We start from the raw sequence: 19,891 nt of genomic DNA on the forward strand, positions 1-19,891 counted from the left end.
TTCAGGGAGGTGTTTCATGAACGATTCTGTCACACAACACAACCCCTCCTGGGGCCTCGATGAAAAAACCGTCGTTCTCAACGGTTATGCCTATGGAAGCCATTACCCGGTCATTATAATTTCGGTAACCGGTCATGCTCTCGAGGAGGACAAGCTTGCAGCGCTCACACAACTGCTTCACCATGCAGTTCCTGGACTCGAACACATCGCAGAGAGACAGGTCACCATATCGGACAATGATTTCCGTATGTCTCTTGAATGGCTTCTCGATACCATACATAACCTGCAAAGAGCTGCCGACCTGCCTGTTTATGAACACGGCCGGATTCTTTCTCTCGAGCGAGGCCATGCAAGATTTTTCCTGCCTACAGGCTATACCAGTGTAAAGCCGCTTCTGGATATGCTCCGTAGCCTGCTGGAATTGATGAGGCTCCAAGCTGAAGGGAAAAACGCACAAAAACAGCTGAAAAAGTTTGTCCAGGCAATCGTCTATCTCCAGAAAACCAGCCCAAAAGGTGGAAACATACCTTTTTTCATTCAAGCTGCACTGAAAGCAGGTATTCCGTTCCAGGAACTTCTCTCCCAAACGATCCAATATGGAGAAGGAAAACAGGGGCGATGGATGCGCAGCTCCCTGTCCGAAGAAACACCGATGATCGCCGCCACGTTTTCCAGGAACAAGTTGATCGGTTCAATGTTATTACGGCGTGCCGGTATTCCGGTACCGGACAATAAAATGGCCATCAATGCCGAGAGGGCGACGAGAATAGCTGAAAATCTTGGATACCCCGTGGTGGTAAAACCTATAGACCGTGACGGCGGTATCGGGGTCGCTGCCGGCCTGCAGAACCATGAGGAATTGATAACGGCATTTAAAAACGCACAACAATATTCCAGGAACATTCTGGTTGAAAAACATTTCGAGGGCAAAGATTATCGCGTCACCGTATTTCAAAATGAAGTTCTCTCAGCGGTTGAACGGGTACCCGGCGGTGTTACAGGAGACGGTAAACATACCGTTCGCGAACTGTTCGACCAACTCAACGCCGACCCGCTCCGTGGAGAGAGCAAACATGCCCCGTTGAAAAAAATGATGTGGAACAATGAAGCCTTAACATTACTGAAACATGCAGGACTGAATGACTCTTCCATACCGGCAACCGGCGAATTCGTCCGTCTGCGCCGTACGGCCAATGTAGCTTCCGGGGGCGTTCCGGTCACGGTCTTCGATGCGATGCATCCCGACAACAAAAATCTTGCAATCCGTGCAGCACAAGCGTTACGACTCGACCTTGCAGGCGTCGATATGCTGATACCGGATATCGCCACATCATGGCGTGAATCCGGTGTAGCAATTTGTGAGGTCAATGGACAGCCCAATTTAGGCCGCATAACCGAAGAAAAAGATTTGTTCACTCCGATTCTACGCACACTGATACCCGGTGACGGGCGAATTCCAATTGCCGTTGTGTTTGGTGACCCTTCCTCCGATGCTTTGGCAGTAGAGCTTGAAAAACAACTGCTGAAACAAGGCGTTGACGTAGGATGCCACAATGCTGAATGCATCAGAATTAACGGTGATGTCGTCATGGATGGACACGTCAACCCATGGACCGCAGGGCAAATGCTCATACTCAACCGGAACGTTGAAGCAATCGTACTGAACATCGATGATGAAAGCGTCCTGTCCACAGGGCTGCCGTTCGCCCGGTTCGACCTCTTCCTTCTCGCAGGTGAACATATCACAGCGTCCGACAAGATCGGCGGTGGCACACCTGCCACTGACAATGTCACACAGGATCTGCTGGAACTCATCCTTCCGGCCTGCGATGGAACATTGTTGTCTATCGAAAGCAATAAACCGAATACCGACGGTTACAAGCATCTGACTTCTGCAGCATGGGAAAAAACGGCTAATACAAGCGAAGCGATCGAAACCGCTACCGCGGCAATGCTTGCATTCGGTGAACAACATTGTTTCAGCGAAAAGAGCGCCCCTGCGGTTCCCTGATTCCATAACGATTTCACGGGGAAATTGGATGCCGCATCAAGTGCGGCACGACTCCTTTCTCCCAATCATCCTCCAGTATGGCTCCCCCTCTCCCAGTCATCCTCGGGCTTGACCCGGGGATCCATGGGTTTTCCTGTTTTTCACTATGGATGCCGCATCGAGTGCGGCATGACTTTCGTGGAGAGTGTACACCGCACCTCTGTATAATCCGAACACCTAATTCACAGGTCGGCATGACTTCCCGCCATCACCGATTACCCATCATCGATTACCTACTACCCATCTGCCTTTTTCCTTTCGAGGTCAAGCGACCTTGCCCGAAGAAGATGGTTGATTTCTATATGCCACAATATCGTCAATCCCCAGCACCGGAAAACCATGCTCTTCAGCAAAAGCGATTGTTTGCGACAAATCGGCCATCGTACCGTCCCGGTTGGTGAGTTCACAGAGCACCCCGTATGGTTTGAGACCGGCAAGTTTCATAAGGTCGACTGTCGCTTCCGTATGACCTGGACGCTCGAGAACTCCGCCCGGCCTGGCTTTAAGCGGAAAAATATGCCCCGGCCGGTTAAGATCCGACGGCATGGCACGATCCGCAGTCGCGGCCTTGACGGTCTTCACGCGGTCCGATGCCGAAACCCCGGTCGTAACACCTTCAGACGCTTCTATAGAAACCGTAAACGCTGTCTGAAATCCACTGGTATTATTTTCCACCATCATCGGAAGTTCAAGTGAACGGATCTTTCGACCGCTCATGCAAAGGCAAACGATACCACTACATTCACGTATAAGCATAGCCATTTGCGATACCGTTACCGACTCGGCGGGAAAAATCAGATCGGCCTCGTTTTCCCGGTCCAGTGCGTCGGCAACGAGAACACCACTACCTCTACGCAGGGCCTCGAGCGCCTTGTCAACACGTTCGAACTGATCTCCAAATTTTTCGAAAAGAATCCGATTCATGGGAACAACTGTTTAAAAATTGTAAATAACATGAATCAGGGCGCAGGAATGCGGTAGGCATTCTTATTCTCTTTCATCCGGACTGTAACCGTCGGCTTTGGCATTTCACCAAATCTGCTGACCTCTCCCGAAAATCTGGAGAGCGCTCGCGGGCTCCCCGGCACTAAGCCGAGACACCGCCGGTAGGGATTTTCACCCCGCCCTGAGAATAAGTTTTATACTATTTGCGAAAACAGGGTAAAAAGATACAAATACTCCTGCTATTTCAAAAGCAAGACCAATACTATAACGCTTTATCCTGTAAGCGCTTCTGTAATTAGCAGTTGCAGCTAACCTTCTTGACAAGGTTGCTGTATCACAATCCAACTGAATGGAGAGCCGATATGACCCTGCAAAAACACCCTCTTTTAATCGATCTCGACGGGGTACTCTACATCGGTGACAAGGCAGTGCCCGGAGCTGTGGAAGCTGTTCAATGGCTCGACAAGGAACGGATCCCCTATCTTTTCGTCACCAATACCAGTTCACGCCCAAGAAGCGCTCTTGTTGAAAAGCTTGCACGCTTCGGCATCGATACAGAAGAACAAGCGATCCTCACTCCACCGGTAGCTGCATCGAAATGGATCAAGATCCATGCTCCCGGTCCAACAGCCCTTTTCGTCCCGTCAGCGACAAAAGCGGAGTTCGACTGCCTGGAAGAACTCTCCGCCTTTTCCGAAACCGGAGCTTCCTCGGTAGTGATCGGTGACCTGGGTGAACAATGGACATTCCCTGTGCTCAACCGGGCATTTCGGCTTCTCATGGCAAAGCCGCACCCCAAGCTCATCGCTCTCGGGATGACACGATTCTGGCGGAATACAGACGGTTTTCATCTCGATGTTGCACCGTTTGTCAAAGCCCTGGAACATGCAGCAGGCTGCCAGGCGGTCGTTCTCGGTAAACCTTCAAAAGAGTTTTTCGAAGCGGGACTTGAACTGCTGGAACACCAGGGTAACGACGCCATCATGATCGGTGATGATATCGTCGGTGACGTAGAGGGAGCGCAACTTGCCGGGTTACAGGGGATGCTTGTCCGCACCGGAAAGTTCCGGCCCGATGACCTTGAAGGCAGCATCGAACCCGACGCAGTCATCGAATCCATTGCCGAGCTGCCGGTGTGGCTGTCGGAATCTGCAAAAAACCGATAGAAAACATCAGTGACTGATTATTCTGCCCAGTTTTTCCGTCAGCTTCATGTTTTCACCGTAGTCGACCGGAACGACAACAACCGTCGGTTTCTTTTTTTCCAGGAAACCGGACTGCAAAGCAGGAATCAAATCTCGTGCTGACTCGACCCGGACGGCGTTGCAACCGAACGATTCAGCCATCCCGACAAGATCGGGGCTTCTGAAATCAGTGTGTGAATATTTTCCGAACCGGTTCATCTGTTTCCATTGTATCAAACCGTATCCTCCGTCCTCCCAGACAAGAATCGTCGCTGGAATACCGTACTGGACCGCTGTTGCAAGCTCCTGAACATTCATCAAAAACCCTCCGTCACCTGAGAGCCCCACGACGTTCTTTTCCGGATAAAGCCTTTTGGCAGAGAACGCACCGGGAAGAGCGATGCCCATCGAACAGAAACCGTTGGAAATAATACAAGAACCGGGATGATAGGTCGGGTAATGCCGTGCAACCCACATTTTATGAGCCCCCACATCGCTGACAAGGATATCGTCATCTCTCATGACAGCTCTCAGATCACTCAGAATTTTCTGGGGCTTGATGGGGAAACCTTCGTCCGTACCGAACTCCTGCAACTCCTCGAGCATATGCGCCCGTTCATCCCTGAACTCTCTGATATTCCATGAATGACTTTCCCCGAGGTTTTCGGTCAAAGCCCAAAGACTCCCGGCAAGATCACCAACTATTTCAACATCCGTACGGTAGTGCCGGTCGACTTCAGCCGGCGCGAAATCGATATGGATAATTTTTTTGTCCGAGCCGATATTCCAGAAATGAGGGTGCCACTCGACCATATCATAACCGATGCAGATGACAAGATCGGCCTTCGAAAATGCATAGGAGACGTGATCTTTGAGACCAAGTCCGGCAGCGAACAGACAACGGTCGTGCCGTGCAGAGATCGCCCCCTTGCCCATAAAGGTATTTGCAGCATGGATTCCCGTTTTATCGACAAAACGGTTGAGCTGTTTCGATGCCCTTGTGCGAACACAGCCGTTACCTGCGAGAATGATCGGCTTGTTCGCCGTGCCGAGAAGTTCGACTGCCTTTTTGACCGATTTTTCATCCGGAGCCGGGCGGCGAGCTTTTCCTGCAGCATTGAACGGCCTGACAAGAGTCTCTTGCTGTGCAATATCCTCGGGAAGCTCAACCATGCAGGCACCGGGTTTTTCGGTTGCTGCCAGCTTGAATGCCTTATGGATAACCTCCGGTATGTTGTCCGCCTGAAAAATCGACTGGTTCCATTTGGTTATCGGCTTGTAGAAGTTTATCGCGTCCATGTTCTGATGCGACTCTTTATGCAGCCTGTTTGTTCCGGCCTGAGCCACAATGGCCACAAGGGGGCTGTTATCCATATTTGCATTGGCTACGCCGGTCGCCATGTTTGTCGCACCAGGTCCGAGCGTGGAAAGACACACACCCGGTTTTCCTGTCAAACGTCCGGAAACATCAGCCATAAAGGCTGCAGCCTGTTCATGGTGGCAAACCACGAACTCGATGGGAGAATCGAGCAAAGAGATCATGATGTCGGCGTTTTCTTCACCCGGAACACCATAGATCACTTTCACCCCTTCCTTTTCGAGACATTGAAGAAAAAGATCGGATGCTTTCATATGCGGGTTTATTTAAATCGTTTTCTCTTCGTTATCGACCTTTTGACCACAACTTCCCACTGCCTGCGTCCTGTTCGTCCATTCTTTTCGGCAGCAACTTTTCCCCTGTCACTTTTTTACGGCGTTCCTGCCATATTTATCGTCGAAGCGTTCTATATCATCTTCTCCGAGATAACTGCCTGTCTGCACTTCGATCAATTCGAGCGGTATCTTTCCGGGGTTTGCCAGCCGATGCCTGATACCCAACGGGATATAGGTCGATTCGTCTTCCCGCAGCACGATATCCTTTTCTCCCACCGTTATTCGTGCCGTCCCCTTGACGACAACCCAGTGCTCGGCTCTGTGATAATGCCTCTGCAGCGACAATGCCGCCCCGGGATTCACTACGATCCGCTTTACCTGAAAACGCTCCGACTGATCGACCGTCTCATACGTTCCCCAAGGACGATTCACCTTGACATGCGTGATCACTTCATCACGTCCCTCACTTTTCAGCCGCTCGACGATTGTCTTGACATCCTGCACACGGTCTTTCGAGGCTACCAGTACCGCATCCGGAGTTTCCACGATAACGTGATCCGACAGACCCACTGCGGCTACAATCCGGCTCGATGCATGAATGTAACTGTCTCTTACATCGAGCAGCTGCACATCGCCTTTCGTTACGTTTCCCGATGGGTTCTGTCCTTTAACTTTCCACAGGGCCGACCAGGCTCCCACGTCACTCCATCCTGCGTCGAGAGGCACCATCACGGCATGAGCGGTTCTTTCCATCACAGCATAATCGATCGAATCCGCCGGGCATGCAATAAAGGCATCTTTGTCAAGCCTCAGAAAATCAAGATCCTTCGTTGCTTTTTCCAGGGCTGCCCTGCCGGCATCATATATTTCCGGCGCCTGCGCCTCGAGCTCATCGAGGTACCGTGATGCCTTGAACAGAAACATTCCACTATTCCAGTAATATTCTCGCGATGTCACGTACCTTTTCGCCGTCTCACGGTCAGGTTTTTCGATAAACTCCTCAACCTCATACACGCCATGCACTTTTCCTTCCTCTATGGCGGCTCTGATATAACCGTAACCGGTTTCCGGTTCATCCGGTACGATGCCGAAAGTCACCAGCGCCCCTTCTTCTGCCGCCTTGTTGCCACGTGTAACCGCTTGAACGAAAGTACCGATATCCTGTATCACATGATCTGCCGGCAGTAAGAGCATGGTCGCTCCAGGATACTTTTCCTGCACCTGTAACGCGGCAACCGCAGCTGCAGGAGCGGTGTTCCTCCCGACAGGTTCCAGAATGATATCGCCCATGTCATCGGTTACCTGCCGCAACTGCTCGGCAACCATGAACCGGTGATCTTCATTGCAGACACAGAACACAGGCCCGATATCGGCAATCCCTTCAACTCGCGTAACGGTTTCCTGCAGCATGGTTTTCTCTCCTGCAAGTGCGAGCAATTGCTTGGGGTACTGTGCCCGCGACAACGGCCAGAGGCGGGTTCCCGAACCGCCGCTCAATATGACTGGTATTATCATGAACTGGCTGAATTAGTGAATAGTGAATAGAAGAAAATAGCTTCCTATGCCCATAAAATCATACAGGCAATCACTCATAGTTACACCACCCTGAGTAATACTCGTTGTCTACTACACAGGGCGATCCGGTATCCCTCCACCAAGTCATGCCGGACTCGATGCGGCATCCATGCGGGCCAACGAGATTAGTGATGGATCCCCGGGTCAAGCCCGAGGATGACTGGGAAAGCATCCTTTATTCCCCATTTACTATTACCTACACCCTATTACCCATATATGCCCATTACCCACCACCTAAAATCCTTCAGCGAGCATCTTTTCCAGAGAATCCTGCCAGTGGGGAATTTCCAGTCCCCAGTGATCCTTGATCTTTCCTTTATGCAGAACACTATAATGCGGACGTTTGGCTTTCGTCGGGTACTCTTCGCTTCCTATCGGCATTACGCTGCACGGCAACCCTTTTGCCTTCATAACAGCCACCGCGAAATCATACCATGAGCATACCCCTTCATTCGAAAAATGATAGGTTTCGGCATAGATACGCCCCTTGTCATGCCGATCGAGAATCGAGACGATGGCATGAGCCAGGTCTGCAGCCAGGGTAGGTGTACCAACCTGGTCGAAAATAACGTTCAGTTCCTGCCGTTCACTGCCGAGACGCAACATCGTTTTCACGAAATTTTGTCCATGGGAGGAATACAGCCAGGATGTACGCACTATCATATACGACGGGGCTATCTGACGGACCTGTTCTTCTCCTTCCCACTTCGACCTTCCATAGACGCCAAGCGGACTCACCGGATCTTCTTCACGGTAAGGCAAAAACGACTCACCGTTGAACACATAATCTGTCGAAACATGCACCAGTAAAGCACCCCGATCTTTGGCAGCTTTTGCAAGTACAGCCGGCCCGTCCCGGTTTACCCGAAACGCTGCCTCCGCATCTTCTTCTGCTCTATCTACAGCGGTATAGGCGGCACAGTTCACGACCGCCGATATATCGTGTTCCCGGCAAACCCGTTCAACACGTTCATTATCGGTAATATCGAGGCCGGGCAGATCATAAAAGAAAAAGCTCATACTCTCCACACGATCCGCTACTTCCCGCAGCTCCGATCCAAGCTGTCCGTTACTCCCCGTAACAAGAATGTTCATGAATGACTGATTTAAAATATCATTGTTTGCGATTGTCGAACAATACCCAGTCTCCTCTCTGCCGTCCAAATGTTTCCGCCCCCGTTCTTCAAACCATACTCCTGCTATCCAACAGCTCCATGTTCCTCATTCAGTAATAGTTTTCTTACATTGAACCCGGACATGGTTATTACATCATAACAAACAAATCAAATAAAGAATGACCGACGAGAACAACAAACAGCATCGGATAAATTTTGCACTTGTCAACATCAAAACCGAAAAGATGGATATTCATCCGGATGCTTTTAACGATGGCCAACCGGTAACGGTTCAGGCAGGAGTCAATTTCGGCGTCGATAAACAGAAACGGCTGGTAAAAACCCTGTTCAATCATAACTTCGTCCATAGAGAAGAAAACTCGGAAGACCAAAACGAAGCCCAGCCATTTATCGAGCTTATCGTCAGCTGCATCTTTGTTCTCGATCCTGAAAGCTGGAAGATCCTGGAAAACGAGGAAGAACAAGTATTCGTCCTACCCAAAGGGTTGGCCAGCCACTTTGCAATAATGACCGCCGGTACCGCCAGGGGAATTCTCCACAACGAAACGGAACATACCGATTACAACAAATTCATCATACCGGCAAACAACGTCGGTGACATAATTCCCGATAACGTTCAGATTCCCCTTTCCCAGCCTCCAATCGTATAAAAAAAAGAGGCTGTCTCAGAATCATAGCCGAGACAGCCTCACCACTCTCGATAAACCTTCATCAGACACCAAAAGAGAGTAATCCTACCATACGCCCTGTGTAAAAAAGGATAACTCATGGCTCCCCGAACCAAAGAAAGTTATAAATAAGAAGGCAGAAATGGATCCCCGGGTCAAGCCCGAGGATGACTGGGAGTGGGGAGACATGCCGCGCGGAAAGTGGCGTCGAATCACCCTAAAGTCATGCCGGACTTGATCCGGCATCCATAGTGAAAAACAGGAAAACTCATGGATTCACGGGTCGCGCTTTGTTTGCCTGAGGATGACTGGAAGAAAGCATGCCATTTCACACTCCAAAAGTCATACCGCACTCGATGCGGTATCCATAGATACTCTCGACAAAAGATGGATCCCCGAGTCAAGCCCGAGGATGACAAGGAGTAAGGCGTCATGCCGGACGGAAAGTGGCATCCAATCACCCTAAAGTCATGCCGCACTCGATGCGGTATCCATAGTGAGAAACATTAAAACTCATGGATCCACGGGTCGCGCTTCGCTTGCCCGAGGATGACAAGAAGGAAGATGTCAAGCTGAACTTGCCCAGAAATAATAGAAAGAAATGGCAAAGAATCACTAACTCGATGAATTCGTGTTACTTCATGGATAGTTTTGTATTGCTATTTTTCTCTCCAGGCAAGAATATCACGTGCGTAGTCTTCGAAATCAACGATATGATTACGCGCTATGGCAAAAACAATGTGCCAGTTTATCGCCTCGTAATCATGCACGGCTACATTGCGAAACCCGACAGCTTTTTTCATTCGTTCCGCAACGCCCTCGCCGATAACACCAGCAGAGAACAATGCATCGAAAATTCCTCCCATCGTAGCAGGAGGCGGACATTCAACTGCGGTAACAAGATGTGCTCCGATATCGACACAAAACTGGACAGCTCTCGTGAGATTCAGTGTCACAATATCCTGAGCATCCATGTCGATCAATAAAATCTCGACATCATCAGGACAACGCTCCTTGACCCGGCGAAGAGCTCTACGCAGTGATTCCAGTTTTTGATCGATCAACAACCAATCCATTGTTTTCTTCTTTCATGCATAATTCGCTGTTGATACGGAACATAATCGGAGTTGTTGAAAACATGTTTGCTTATGAGGCGGGCAAAATGGGAATCATCGCCGAGAATTCTCACTCCCCCGGATACAATCTCACCGAGTAACGGCTCCCCGGCGCTGGACAAATCCACAAGATCCACCGAACGTCCTGTGATCGATGCAATCCGACCGATCAAATCCATCCTTTCAAAGGCATCCAGGCTGTGGTCGGCAAGAAGAGCGATATCTATGTCACTCTCAGAATGAACGTCACCTTTTGCAAACGATCCGAAAACCATAGCACAGAGCACATCTCCTCGTTTCGCCAAAAGCTCCTTTATTTGCTTGATCTGAGCGTCCATAACGTATCGCATTTCATGTGTAAACCTTTTTCAATATACGGTAGTCCACAGATTTGCACGAATGAAGAGAAAAAAAGAAACCATGCCAATTCGGCTTCCGTAACCCAAAAAGATCAAGGATGAAGACGGATCCACCGGTCGAGCCAAGGAAGGTGAAAAGTGAAAAGGCAGGAGTGGATCCCCGGGTCAAGCCCGAGAATGACTGGGAAAGAGAAAGTCATGCCGTCCCACGAAACAGATGTTCGAATTTCACAGGGCGTGCGGTATCTACAGCAACTATCAGTATAAGATGGCAAAGAATCACGAACCCGATGAATTCGTGTTAATTCGTGGACACATCACTCCTCTCTGCGAAAATCCAGGCACTTCACGATCAACCATACATGGCGGCGTTCTGCTCCGTTACCATACGATGAAATACGGGTTCAGCAACTCTTCCTTGTTGTAGCGCAATTCTTTCCCACTTTCCGCCTCGACCATACTCTTGCCGGCTGCCTTCGCCACTGCGTGCCCGGCTGCGGTGTCCCACTCCATGGTCGGTCCGAAACGGGGATAAATATCGGCATCGCCAGCCGCTACCATGCATATTTTCAGCGAACTGCCTCGCTGTACAATTTCAAGGTCAGGATATTCGTCTTTTACCGAGTCGATGAATGCCACGGTTAGATCATTCATATGAGAACGGCTCCCGACAACCCGATACGCCCGCTCCTGGGTTTGCAGCGGCAATCGATAAGCACTTTCCTGAAACAACGCAGCACTGCCGAACCAGTTGCTGATACCGCTTATGTAATACCCCCCTTGCTCACTCGCACCATAAAACAGTTCGTCCAGAACAGGAACATAGACTGCCCCCAGAACCGGTACCCCCTCTTCGATCAGAGCGATATTCACGGTAAACTCGCCATTGCGTGAGATAAATTCTTTCGTACCGTCCAGAGGATCAACCAGCCAGAACCGTTTCCATTTTTTCCGCTCATCATAGGTAATCGATCGTCCTTCTTCGCTCAAAACCGGCAGCCCGGAACTTTTCAGTTCATGCATAATAATCTCATGCGCTGCCCGGTCAGCTTTTGTCAGCGGTGAGTTGTCACCCTTCTTTTCAACTTCAAAATCCTCCGAGTCATAGACGTCCATAATCACCCGGCCGGCCTCGATCGCCGCATTCACCGCCAATGCCAGTTCTTTATCTAAATGCATAGCAAAGATATCTAATTAAAACTACCAAAACATCTTATCCACTAATTACAATAATTTTGACGAATTATGAAGACAAGAATAATCGAACCGCCCGTATTTTGTAGTAAAGCACCCCTAAAATCTCCCGTATCGCAATTTCCGAATTCTCGATGCCCCCTGCACTCGGAAGAAAATCAAACAACGTCAGTTCGTTGTAATAGCCCGTTCGAAAATCCACAGGAAAAGGCTGCACCTCCATACCGGCGCTCCTGAAAAGCATCGATGCACGATTCATATGAAACGCACTCGTCACCAGCACAACCTCCGGCCGTTCAGTCCCGGCAAACAACGCCTTTACAGCTCTGGCTTCATCCGCAGTGTTCCCAACCCTCCCGGTCACTCGAAGAGCGTCACCGGAAATTCCGAACCGTATCGCCCGTTCCGCCAGAATTTCACCCTCAGGCCTGGCATAAGGCGCCCAGGGGACTTTTGCTCCCATGAATATCAGCAGTGGTGCTTTTCCAGCCAGATACACTTCCAGGCCTCCTTCGAAACGATCGGCTGCGTCCCGCCACTCCCCATAATGAACGCCGGGAACCTGCTCAATCATTCCGCCAAGTACAACAACAGCATCGGCCGGCTCCAGCGACTCGACAGCAACTCTACGGTCACTCCCCTCGACTTGCCGTATCAACCAGTCGCCCGATACCGGCATACTGAATACCCAGAGCAAAACGACCCCAGTCAAGACCATCGCCCATTTTCTAAGCAGTGCCCCGATAATGACAATAACAATCGACAACCCCAATGGAAGAAAAAAAACAGGAAGAATTTTGTGTAAAATCAGCATATTCACCAAAATATGGAGACAAAGTCAGAAACCATTAACTTCTTTTTCAACAAGAAAATACAGTCAGAAGTTCACTGGAGAACCCAGCCAGCCCCCTCTCGAGTAACAAGTCTTTTGTGCAGAACCTTTTGTTTTTCGAAAAAAAACATGATTTTAGACACTAACTTATGATAGTTACCGTAAGTCTTCATCCCCATGTTTGACATTTATTACACCTCTGCCGTTATCCTTTTCATGACCGTCGCTCTGGTCAAGGAAATACAAAAGCCCTCTCTGATCCTGATCACAACCTTGTTAGCCCTTCATCTCGGTGGCATCATCACTCTCAAAGAAGCTTTTTCAGGCTTCTCGAATCAGGGAATGCTGGCGGTCGGAGCGCTGTTCATCGTTGCCTATGCCCTGCAGAGTTCAACCGCGCTGGACACTTCGATCGAAAAGATACTCGGGAAAAAAGCCGACAGTACCATTTATTTTCGCTTCATGCTTCCCATCGCATGCGCTTCGGGCTTTCTCAACAACACACCGCTGGTCGCATCGTTGCTTCCAGTCATAAAACGCTGGTGTAAAAAAAACGGTCTTTCTGCATCAAAGTTCCTCATTCCTCTTTCCTATGCCACCATCATCGGTGGAACCTGCACACTTATCGGAACAAGTACCAACCTTGTCGTGCACGGCATGATGCTCGATCACGGCTTGAGCGGTTTTTCTTTTTTCGAACTGAGCAAAGCTGCACTGCCGCTGGCACTCGTCACCATCGCATACTTTGCCTTGATCGGACACCGGTTCCTGCCGGAAAGAAAAGATTCCCTGTCGCAATTCACGGAATCCTTACGTGAGTTCGTCATAGAAGTCAGCGTGCAAAAGGACTATCCCTATCTGGGCAAAACGGTACACGATGCAAACCTGCGTCACCTGAAAGGCCTCTTCCTTTTTCAGATCATGCGAGGAAACAGGGAGATCACTCCGGTATCACCGGATGAAAAAATACTGCTGGGGGACAAGCTGTTTTTTACCGGGCTCCCGGAAACAATCTACGACCTCCTGCACACCCCGGGCCTGCGCCTCATAGAAGATTCGGAATACGACATCAAAAACCTGGATTCCGACAAGCACGGCACCTTCGAGGCTGTGCTTTCAAACTCGTCACCGCTTATCGGTCAGACAGTCAAAGAGTGCAACTTCAGAACAAAATATGATGCGGTCATTTTAGGAATCCATCGCAACGGCCACCGGATCATCAAAAAAGTAGGCGATATAGAGCTAAAACCGAACGACACGCTGTTTATTCTCGCAAAAAGGGATTTCAGTCAGAAATGGTATGCATCGACCGACTTTTCATTGGTCAGCAACAGTATCAGCAGATACTCCAAACCAAAAAAGCAGGGCAACCTTGCCCTGCTGCTGATGCTCGCAATGATCGGTTCAGTCACGTTCGGCCTGACCTCGTCGATGCTGCTTGCCGCCTCGATCACTGCTGGCATCATGATTTTCACAAACATCATCAGCGCAGGAGATGCACAGAAAGCCATCGACTTCGATGTCCTGTTGATCATTGCCTGCGCTTTCGGCATAGGAAAGGGTATTGAAAATTCAGGGGTTGCGGAACTGCTTGCAACCCACATGATCGGTGCTGTATCACAATGGGGAATCATCGGTATCATTGCCGGCATCTTTTTCATAACCAGCATTTACACCGAAATCATCACCAACAACGCTGCTGCAGCCCTTATTTTTCCGATTGTGCTTTCAATCGCCGAAAAAATGCAGATCGACCCACTGCCGCTCATGGTCACCCTGGCTATAGCGGCATCCGCTTCTTTCGCTACCCCGATAGGCTACCAGACAAATCTGATGGTGTACAACCCGGGCGGATATAAATTTTCCGACTTCCTGAAAACAGGAAGTATCATGAACCTGCTTTCCGGCATCATCGTCACCATCATGGTCTATCTGGTATATTTCAGAGGCATATGAGCGATACAGCCGAACGAACCAACGCCCCCTTGGCGCCCTATTGTTTTATGATCCCTTGCTCCTGCAGATAGTGAACCAAAACTCCAGCATCCATCATATCCCCATGCCGCTGCACAATTGTCACTTCAGGTTCGGCAGGCGGCTCGAATGGAAGATCCACGCCCGGTAAAAACTGCAAGAACCCTTCTTCGACCTTCCGGTAAAGATCCGGTTCCTGTTCACGGCAGAGCTCCTTATCAGCATCTACGTACACCAGATGGAACCTTTCCGGACCTACAATTTCCGCAACCTGACGGCGAATATCCTCATCAGGAGAGATAAACGTACAAATGGTAATCAACCCCTGATCGTTCAGCATGTGGCACAGGTGCGCCACCCTGCGCAAATGTTCAGCACGATCAGGCGGAGAGTAATCCAGTTCACGGGAAAGACCTGAACGCACAACGCTCCCGTCGATTACCACGGTAACAGCACCACGGTCGAACAGCTCACGTTCGAGTTTATACGCCAGTTCATTTTTCCCAGAACCATGTAAACCGATAATCCAGACCGTTGCCCCTTTCTGCCTCAACCGTTCCTGCCTTTCACCGTTGCTGATAAGGCTCCGACCGGCAGCTGCAGTCGATGTCTCCGCACCTGTGATCCTGGAAGGCATGCTTTCCTCACTGACACGATCGATAATCATGCCAACCGCAACCGTATTGAACGAAACAGGATCGATCAATATGAACGATCCGGTCGACTTATTTTTTTGATACGAATCGAAGCAAAGCGGCTTGTTCGTGGTAAGCACCGTACGCCCGATATCATTCAATTCAAACGCATCGCTGTCGGACTTGCTGAGTGTATTGACGTCGATTCTATAACGAATCTTGTCGATGCGTGCCCTTGTTGTGCTTGAGGTATGCTTTATGAGATACTGTTTGTTCAATTCCATCGGCTGTTCACTCATCCATACCAGCATCGATTCGAAATGCCGTTCAATTTTTGGCATGTTATCCGGATGAACCAGCATGTCACCTCGAGAGATATCGATCTCATCCGCAAGCGTCAGTGCTACAGACATCGGAGGAAATGCTTCACCCAGCTCCCCGTCATAAGTCGTTATCGATGTCACTGTACTTTTTTTACGAGACGGAAGCACCATGAGTTCATCACCTATCCGAACGATCCCCGAAGCAACTTTGGCCGCGAATCCCCGGTATCCCTGAGAGGGCCGGAGAACATACTGTACCGGATAGCGTAAATCGATGAAGTTCTGATCACTGCCGACATGAACGGTCTCGAGAAAATGCAGCATAGTCTTACCGTCGTACCACCCCATCCTTTCCGAGTGCTCGACAACATTGTCACCTTTCAACGCCGACATCGGAATACAGTGCACATCGGGAATATTCAGTCGGGTCACGAAGTCCTTGTAATCGGCACAAATCACCTCGAATACCTCCTGACTGTACTCCACCAGGTCCATCTTGTTAACAGCCAGCACCACATGTTTGATACCGAGCAGTGATGCAAGAAACGTATGCCGTTTGGTCTGTGTGATGATACCTTTGCGGGCATCAACCAGTATGATCGACAAGTTGGCCGTAGAGGCCCCCGTCACCATATTTCTGGTATACTGCTCGTGCCCCGGGGTATCGGCAATGATGAATTTTCTTTTATTGGTCGAAAAATACCGGTAAGCCACGTCGATGGTGATTCCCTGTTCACGCTCCGCTTTCAATCCATCGAGCAGAAGCGCGTAATCCGTATCATTTTCGGCATGTCCTTCACGGGCGTTATCTCTCTCCAGGGCAACCAACTGATCCTCATAAATCTTCTTCGAATCAAAAAGCAACCGGCCGATCAAGGTCGATTTTCCATCATCGACCGACCCGGCCGTCAATAAACGCAAAAGATCCTTATCCTGATCCCGATCCAAAAATTCAACGATCTCATCCGTAACCGTCTTACCCTCACTATTGTTGTGCATTGGTGAAAATGATTAATACTTTAAAAATTCAATGTGATAACAACGTCGTAACGGAACCTAAAAATAACCTTCCCGCTTTTTCTGCTCCATCGACGCCTCCTGATCGAAATCAATAACTCTTGTGGTCCGTTCCGATTTGGTTGTCGTCATCATCTCCTGCACGATCTCTTCGATCGTCACGGCATCCGACTCGACGGCACCGGTCAGCGGATAACAACCGAGCGTCCTAAAACGCACCATCCGCATCTCCGCTCTGCTTCTCAGCTCTTCAGGCATCCTTTCATCATCGACCATGATCAGATTACCATCGAGATTCACTATAGGGCGTTTTTTCGCATAATAGAGCGGAACAATCGGAATATCCTCGAGCCTGATATACTCCCAGACATCGAGCTCGGTCCAGTTGGAAAGGGGAAAAACACGAATCGACTCACCCTTGTGAACTTTGGTATTGTATACATCCCACAGCTCCGGCCTCTGGTTCTTGGGATCCCACTGATGAAACGTATCACGGAACGAGAATATCCTCTCTTTCGCCCGTGACTTTTCCTCATCGCGGCGGGCACCGCCAAATGCTGCGTCGAACTTGTATTTATTCAAAGCCTGCAGCAAAGCCTGGGTTTTCATCAGATCGGTGTGCACCTGGGATCCATGCGAAAAAGGCCCGACACCTTCGTGGAAGGCTTCCATATTGGAATGTACGATCAGGTCCCAATTATTCCTTTCAGCATAGTTATCCCGGAACTCGACCATCTCGCGAAACTTCCATTTGGAATCAACATGCAGCAATGGAAAAGGAACCTTGCCGGGATAAAACGCTTTTTCGGCAAGCCGTACCATTACAGAAGAATCCTTTCCTATGGAATACATCATTACGGGATTTTCAAATTCCGCAGCGACCTCTCGAATAATATGAATCGATTCTGCTTCAAGTTGTTTTAAGTGGGAAATCTGATATGAATTCATGGAGATTAAATCAATTTAATATGGCCAAATACTTCCATCTGTTTTTTAAGCTTCTAAACCTTGATCCTCGGCATGACAAAATCAATCACGTGCTTGACACATTCCTCAATACTTTTTCCATCGGTACGAACATGGATATCCGGGTTTTCGGGTGCATCGTACGGAGCGCTGATACCGGTGAAGTTAGGGATCTGACCCGCTCTCGCCTTTTTGTACATTCCTTTGACGTCCCGCTCTTCGCACACTTCGAGCGGTGCATCGACAAACACTTCCAGGAAATCTTCCGGTCCGTTAATATCCCTTGCCATATCGCGCATTTCCTGTGATGGGCTGATGAAACTGTTCATCGTCACCACACCACACTGCACAAACAGCTTCGTCACTTCAGCTATCCGCCGGATATTCTCTCGACGGTCTTCCTCTCCAAAACCAAGATTGTTATTGATACCGGTACGGATATTGTCGCCATCGAGCACCTGCGTCAGAAATCCTTGAGCAGCCAGCTCCTTCTCCGCATGACGGGCCAATGTCGTCTTCCCCGACCCGGACAACCCTGTCAGCCACAAGGTACAACCACGTTGTCCGAGCATCTTCTCCTTGTCTGCACGGTTCAAAATCTGATCAAATACCGGATGTATATGTTCCATATCAAAAATAGTTAGCGTTATAAAAAACCTGGCAGCGACACAGCTGAACCGCCAGCGTAAACGTTTGAAACTCGAAAATAAAATCGCTATTTAACTGTTAAGAAACCTTTGGATAACAGCAATCGCAAAGCTTAATGCAAAGAAAAGAGGTATTACAAATTCTCAGCGAGAATAAAAAGGACCTGACTGAGAGATACGGTTTAAAAAAAATGGGCATTTTCGGTTCTGTCGCTAAAAATACTGCCACTGCAGATAGTGACATCGATATCGTTGTAGAAATGGCCCCAGATATACTCCTAAGAGCTGAGCTGAGACAAGAGCTGGAACGCTTACTGGGATATAAAGTAGACCTTATTCGATACTGGAAAAGGATGAATCACTATCTAAAGCAACACATCGATAAGGAGGCACTGTATGTATGAGCAAATTGTCAAAAATATCCAATCAAGACTTACTTGATTAACACCAAGCCGTAAAAAATATGATCAAGAATCTGAGCGATTCCTAAACATTTTTCTGCGTAGTCCATTCCACTTGTCTTACTCCTTTCGGGACCCAGCCTCTCAAAGTCACGACATTAATCGCCGTACATCTCTTCATAATACCGCTGATATTCACCCGAGGTCACATGATCGAGCCACTCCTGGTTGTCGAGGTACCAGTCGACGGTCTTTTCAAGCCCTTCTTCGAACTGGAGCGAAGGCTGCCAGCCAAATTCTTTCTGAAGCTTCGAGGAATCGATGGCATAACGATAATCATGACCCGCACGGTCGGTCACATAGGAGATCAGCTTTTCCGATTCTCCTTCAACCCGCCCGAGCTTCCGGTCCATAATACGGCAAAGCAGCTTTATAAGATCGATGTTTTTCCACTCGTTCCGCCCACCGATGTTATAGGTCTCACCCGGCTTACCGTTATGGTATATCACGTCGATCGCCTGAGCGTGATCGACCACCCAGAGCCAGTCCCTCACATTCTCCCCTTTCCCATAGACCGGCAGCGGTTTGTTGTTTCGGATGTTGTTGATAAACAACGGAATCAGCTTTTCAGGAAACTGGTAAGGCCCGTAGTTATTGGAACAGTTGCTGATCACTACCGGCATTCCATAAGTGTCATGATACGCCCGGACAAAATGGTCGGATGAGGCTTTGGATGCCGAATACGGGCTGTGTGGATCATAGGCGGTCGTCTCGGTGAATGCACCATCTTTACCCAACGCACCATAGACCTCATCGGTGGAGACATGGTAAAACAGCTTGCCGCTGAAATCCTCTTTCCAGGCAGCTCGTGCTGCATTGAGCAGGTTCACCGTTCCCAGCACATTGGTCATGACAAACTCGGTCGGGCTTGCGATCGAACGGTCAACATGCGACTCGGCAGCAAGATGAATCACCCCGTCGAATCCCTCTTTTTCAAACAGCTCGAGCATGGCTGCACTATCTGTAATATCCCCCCTGACAAACCGGTAATTCGAATTGTCCTCAATATCCCTCAGGTTCTCAAGGTTGCCCGCGTAGGTCAGTTTATCGAGATTGGTAATGGCATACTGGGGGTAAGCAGTCACAAAGTGCCGCACCACATGCGACCCGATAAATCCCGCGCCGCCAGTTATTAAAATGTGCATGGTAGTTACAGT

18 protein-coding genes and 1 riboswitch are annotated in these 19,891 nt (G+C 49.3%); of the genes, 6 read left to right on the forward strand and 12 right to left on the reverse strand.

What is annotated here, in order from left to right; genetic code table 11:
- Positions 1-16 precede the first annotated feature (16 nt).
- Positions 17-2,011, forward strand: a complete 1,995-nt coding sequence (locus QZ209_RS12130; RefSeq protein ID WP_294348383.1) for a hypothetical protein — start codon at positions 17-19, stop codon at positions 2,009-2,011.
- 303 nt (positions 2,012-2,314) lie between these two features.
- On the opposite strand, the gene ribB is transcribed toward QZ209_RS12130, so the two are convergent.
- Positions 2,315-2,974 carry a 3,4-dihydroxy-2-butanone-4-phosphate synthase gene (gene ribB, locus QZ209_RS12135; RefSeq protein ID WP_294348385.1) on the reverse strand — a complete coding sequence of 220 codons (660 nt, stop codon included), beginning with the start codon at positions 2,972-2,974 and terminating at the stop codon, positions 2,315-2,317.
- Positions 2,975-3,035: 61 nt separating this feature from the next.
- A riboswitch (FMN riboswitch) is annotated at positions 3,036-3,188 on the reverse strand.
- A gap of 169 nt (positions 3,189-3,357) precedes the next feature.
- Here ribB and QZ209_RS12140 point away from each other — a divergent pair.
- On the forward strand, positions 3,358-4,161 hold the full coding sequence (locus QZ209_RS12140) for a TIGR01458 family HAD-type hydrolase (RefSeq protein WP_294348387.1): 804 nt from the start codon (positions 3,358-3,360) through the stop codon (positions 4,159-4,161).
- 6 nt (positions 4,162-4,167) lie between these two features.
- Here QZ209_RS12140 and QZ209_RS12145 read toward each other — a convergent pair whose 3' ends face one another.
- From QZ209_RS12145 to rfbD, 3 genes are all read right to left on the reverse strand, one after another.
- Complete coding sequence (locus tag QZ209_RS12145) at positions 4,168-5,811, reverse strand: acetolactate synthase large subunit (protein WP_294348390.1); 1,644 nt, start codon at positions 5,809-5,811, stop codon at positions 4,168-4,170.
- 108 nt (positions 5,812-5,919) lie between these two features.
- The gene (locus tag QZ209_RS12150; RefSeq protein ID WP_294348393.1) at positions 5,920-7,347 is read right to left on the reverse strand and encodes a mannose-1-phosphate guanylyltransferase/mannose-6-phosphate isomerase; all 1,428 of its coding nucleotides are present in this window, start codon (positions 7,345-7,347) and stop codon (positions 5,920-5,922) included.
- A 294-nt stretch (positions 7,348-7,641) separates the two neighbouring features.
- Positions 7,642-8,502 carry a dTDP-4-dehydrorhamnose reductase gene (gene rfbD / locus QZ209_RS12155; protein WP_294348396.1) on the reverse strand — a complete coding sequence of 287 codons (861 nt, stop codon included), beginning with the start codon at positions 8,500-8,502 and terminating at the stop codon, positions 7,642-7,644.
- 199 nt (positions 8,503-8,701) lie between these two features.
- Between rfbD and QZ209_RS12160 the strand changes: the two genes are divergently transcribed.
- Positions 8,702-9,193 carry a hypothetical protein gene (locus tag QZ209_RS12160; RefSeq protein WP_294348399.1) on the forward strand — a complete coding sequence of 164 codons (492 nt, stop codon included), beginning with the start codon at positions 8,702-8,704 and terminating at the stop codon, positions 9,191-9,193.
- A gap of 288 nt (positions 9,194-9,481) precedes the next feature.
- On the forward strand, positions 9,482-9,637 hold the full coding sequence (locus tag QZ209_RS12165; protein WP_294348400.1) for a hypothetical protein: 156 nt from the start codon (positions 9,482-9,484) through the stop codon (positions 9,635-9,637).
- Positions 9,638-9,870: 233 nt separating this feature from the next.
- On the opposite strand, the gene QZ209_RS12170 is transcribed toward QZ209_RS12165, so the two are convergent.
- The 4 genes from QZ209_RS12170 to QZ209_RS12185 all read right to left on the reverse strand — a co-directional run bounded on the left by QZ209_RS12170 (position 9,871) and on the right by QZ209_RS12185 (position 12,693).
- Positions 9,871-10,287, reverse strand: coding sequence for a DUF86 domain-containing protein (locus QZ209_RS12170; protein ID WP_294348403.1), 417 nt, complete (start codon positions 10,285-10,287; stop codon positions 9,871-9,873).
- Positions 10,272-10,664, reverse strand: a complete 393-nt coding sequence (locus QZ209_RS12175; RefSeq protein WP_294348406.1) for a nucleotidyltransferase domain-containing protein — start codon at positions 10,662-10,664, stop codon at positions 10,272-10,274. The genes QZ209_RS12170 and QZ209_RS12175 overlap by 16 nt, the downstream gene beginning before the upstream one ends.
- A gap of 402 nt (positions 10,665-11,066) precedes the next feature.
- Positions 11,067-11,864, reverse strand: a complete 798-nt coding sequence (gene cysQ / locus QZ209_RS12180) for a 3'(2'),5'-bisphosphate nucleotidase CysQ (RefSeq protein ID WP_294348408.1) — start codon at positions 11,862-11,864, stop codon at positions 11,067-11,069.
- 64 nt (positions 11,865-11,928) lie between these two features.
- A complete protein-coding gene (locus QZ209_RS12185) occupies positions 11,929-12,693 on the reverse strand; it encodes a YdcF family protein (RefSeq protein WP_294348411.1) in 765 nt (254 codons plus the stop codon).
- A 195-nt stretch (positions 12,694-12,888) separates the two neighbouring features.
- On the opposite strand from QZ209_RS12185, the gene QZ209_RS12190 reads away from it, so the two are divergent.
- Positions 12,889-14,667, forward strand: coding sequence for an SLC13 family permease (locus QZ209_RS12190; RefSeq protein ID WP_294348414.1), 1,779 nt, complete (start codon positions 12,889-12,891; stop codon positions 14,665-14,667).
- Positions 14,668-14,704: 37 nt separating this feature from the next.
- On the opposite strand, the gene cysN is transcribed toward QZ209_RS12190, so the two are convergent.
- From cysN to cysC, 3 genes are read right to left on the reverse strand one after another with little or no spacing between them, the layout of a single operon-like run.
- Complete coding sequence (gene cysN, locus QZ209_RS12195; RefSeq protein ID WP_294348417.1) at positions 14,705-16,642, reverse strand: sulfate adenylyltransferase subunit CysN; 1,938 nt, start codon at positions 16,640-16,642, stop codon at positions 14,705-14,707.
- Positions 16,643-16,699: 57 nt separating this feature from the next.
- Positions 16,700-17,608: a sulfate adenylyltransferase subunit CysD gene (cysD, locus tag QZ209_RS12200; protein WP_294348420.1), complete on the reverse strand. Its 909-nt coding sequence runs from the start codon at positions 17,606-17,608 to the stop codon at positions 16,700-16,702.
- Positions 17,609-17,661: 53 nt separating this feature from the next.
- Positions 17,662-18,255: an adenylyl-sulfate kinase gene (gene cysC / locus QZ209_RS12205; protein ID WP_294348423.1), complete on the reverse strand. Its 594-nt coding sequence runs from the start codon at positions 18,253-18,255 to the stop codon at positions 17,662-17,664.
- A gap of 134 nt (positions 18,256-18,389) precedes the next feature.
- Here cysC and QZ209_RS12210 point away from each other — a divergent pair, with 134 nt between their 5' ends.
- Positions 18,390-18,677: a nucleotidyltransferase family protein gene (locus QZ209_RS12210; RefSeq protein WP_294348425.1), complete on the forward strand. Its 288-nt coding sequence runs from the start codon at positions 18,390-18,392 to the stop codon at positions 18,675-18,677.
- A 155-nt stretch (positions 18,678-18,832) separates the two neighbouring features.
- Here the strand turns inward: QZ209_RS12210 and rfbB are convergent, their stop codons facing one another.
- Positions 18,833-19,879 (reverse strand): dTDP-glucose 4,6-dehydratase, encoded by a 1,047-nt coding sequence (gene rfbB, locus QZ209_RS12215; RefSeq protein ID WP_294348431.1) that lies wholly within the window; start codon positions 19,877-19,879, stop codon positions 18,833-18,835.
- Positions 19,880-19,891 lie beyond the last annotated feature (12 nt).

The sequence above is a fragment of the Prosthecochloris sp. genome, from assembly GCA_015482705.2.
Lineage (GTDB): Bacteria > Bacteroidota > Chlorobiia > Chlorobiales > Chlorobiaceae > Prosthecochloris.

What these genes read in the sequence shown, in the direction of transcription:
- QZ209_RS12160 (WP_294348399.1), top strand. Translation starts at nt 8,702, where the DNA reads ATGACCGACGAGAACAACAAACAGCATCGGATAAATTTTGCACTTGTC.
- QZ209_RS12130 (WP_294348383.1), top strand. Translation starts at nt 17, where the DNA reads ATGAACGATTCTGTCACACAACACAACCCCTCCTGGGGCCTCGATGAA.
- QZ209_RS12140 (WP_294348387.1), top strand. Translation starts at nt 3,358, where the DNA reads ATGACCCTGCAAAAACACCCTCTTTTAATCGATCTCGACGGGGTACTC.
- QZ209_RS12210 (WP_294348425.1), top strand. Translation starts at nt 18,390, where the DNA reads ATGCAAAGAAAAGAGGTATTACAAATTCTCAGCGAGAATAAAAAGGAC.
- rfbB (WP_294348431.1), bottom strand. Translation starts at nt 19,879, where the DNA reads ATGCACATTTTAATAACTGGCGGCGCGGGATTTATCGGGTCGCATGTG.
- QZ209_RS12185 (WP_294348411.1), bottom strand. Translation starts at nt 12,693, where the DNA reads ATGCTGATTTTACACAAAATTCTTCCTGTTTTTTTTCTTCCATTGGGG.
- cysC (WP_294348423.1), bottom strand. Translation starts at nt 18,255, where the DNA reads ATGGAACATATACATCCGGTATTTGATCAGATTTTGAACCGTGCAGAC.
- QZ209_RS12150 (WP_294348393.1), bottom strand. Translation starts at nt 7,347, where the DNA reads ATGATAATACCAGTCATATTGAGCGGCGGTTCGGGAACCCGCCTCTGG.
- rfbD (WP_294348396.1), bottom strand. Translation starts at nt 8,502, where the DNA reads ATGAACATTCTTGTTACGGGGAGTAACGGACAGCTTGGATCGGAGCTG.
- cysN (WP_294348417.1), bottom strand. Translation starts at nt 16,642, where the DNA reads ATGCACAACAATAGTGAGGGTAAGACGGTTACGGATGAGATCGTTGAA.
- ribB (WP_294348385.1), bottom strand. Translation starts at nt 2,974, where the DNA reads ATGAATCGGATTCTTTTCGAAAAATTTGGAGATCAGTTCGAACGTGTT.
- QZ209_RS12190 (WP_294348414.1), top strand. Translation starts at nt 12,889, where the DNA reads ATGTTTGACATTTATTACACCTCTGCCGTTATCCTTTTCATGACCGTC.
- cysQ (WP_294348408.1), bottom strand. Translation starts at nt 11,864, where the DNA reads ATGCATTTAGATAAAGAACTGGCATTGGCGGTGAATGCGGCGATCGAG.
- QZ209_RS12175 (WP_294348406.1), bottom strand. Translation starts at nt 10,664, where the DNA reads ATGGACGCTCAGATCAAGCAAATAAAGGAGCTTTTGGCGAAACGAGGA.
- cysD (WP_294348420.1), bottom strand. Translation starts at nt 17,608, where the DNA reads ATGAATTCATATCAGATTTCCCACTTAAAACAACTTGAAGCAGAATCG.
- QZ209_RS12145 (WP_294348390.1), bottom strand. Translation starts at nt 5,811, where the DNA reads ATGAAAGCATCCGATCTTTTTCTTCAATGTCTCGAAAAGGAAGGGGTG.
- QZ209_RS12170 (WP_294348403.1), bottom strand. Translation starts at nt 10,287, where the DNA reads ATGGATTGGTTGTTGATCGATCAAAAACTGGAATCACTGCGTAGAGCT.
- QZ209_RS12165 (WP_294348400.1), top strand. Translation starts at nt 9,482, where the DNA reads ATGGATTCACGGGTCGCGCTTTGTTTGCCTGAGGATGACTGGAAGAAA.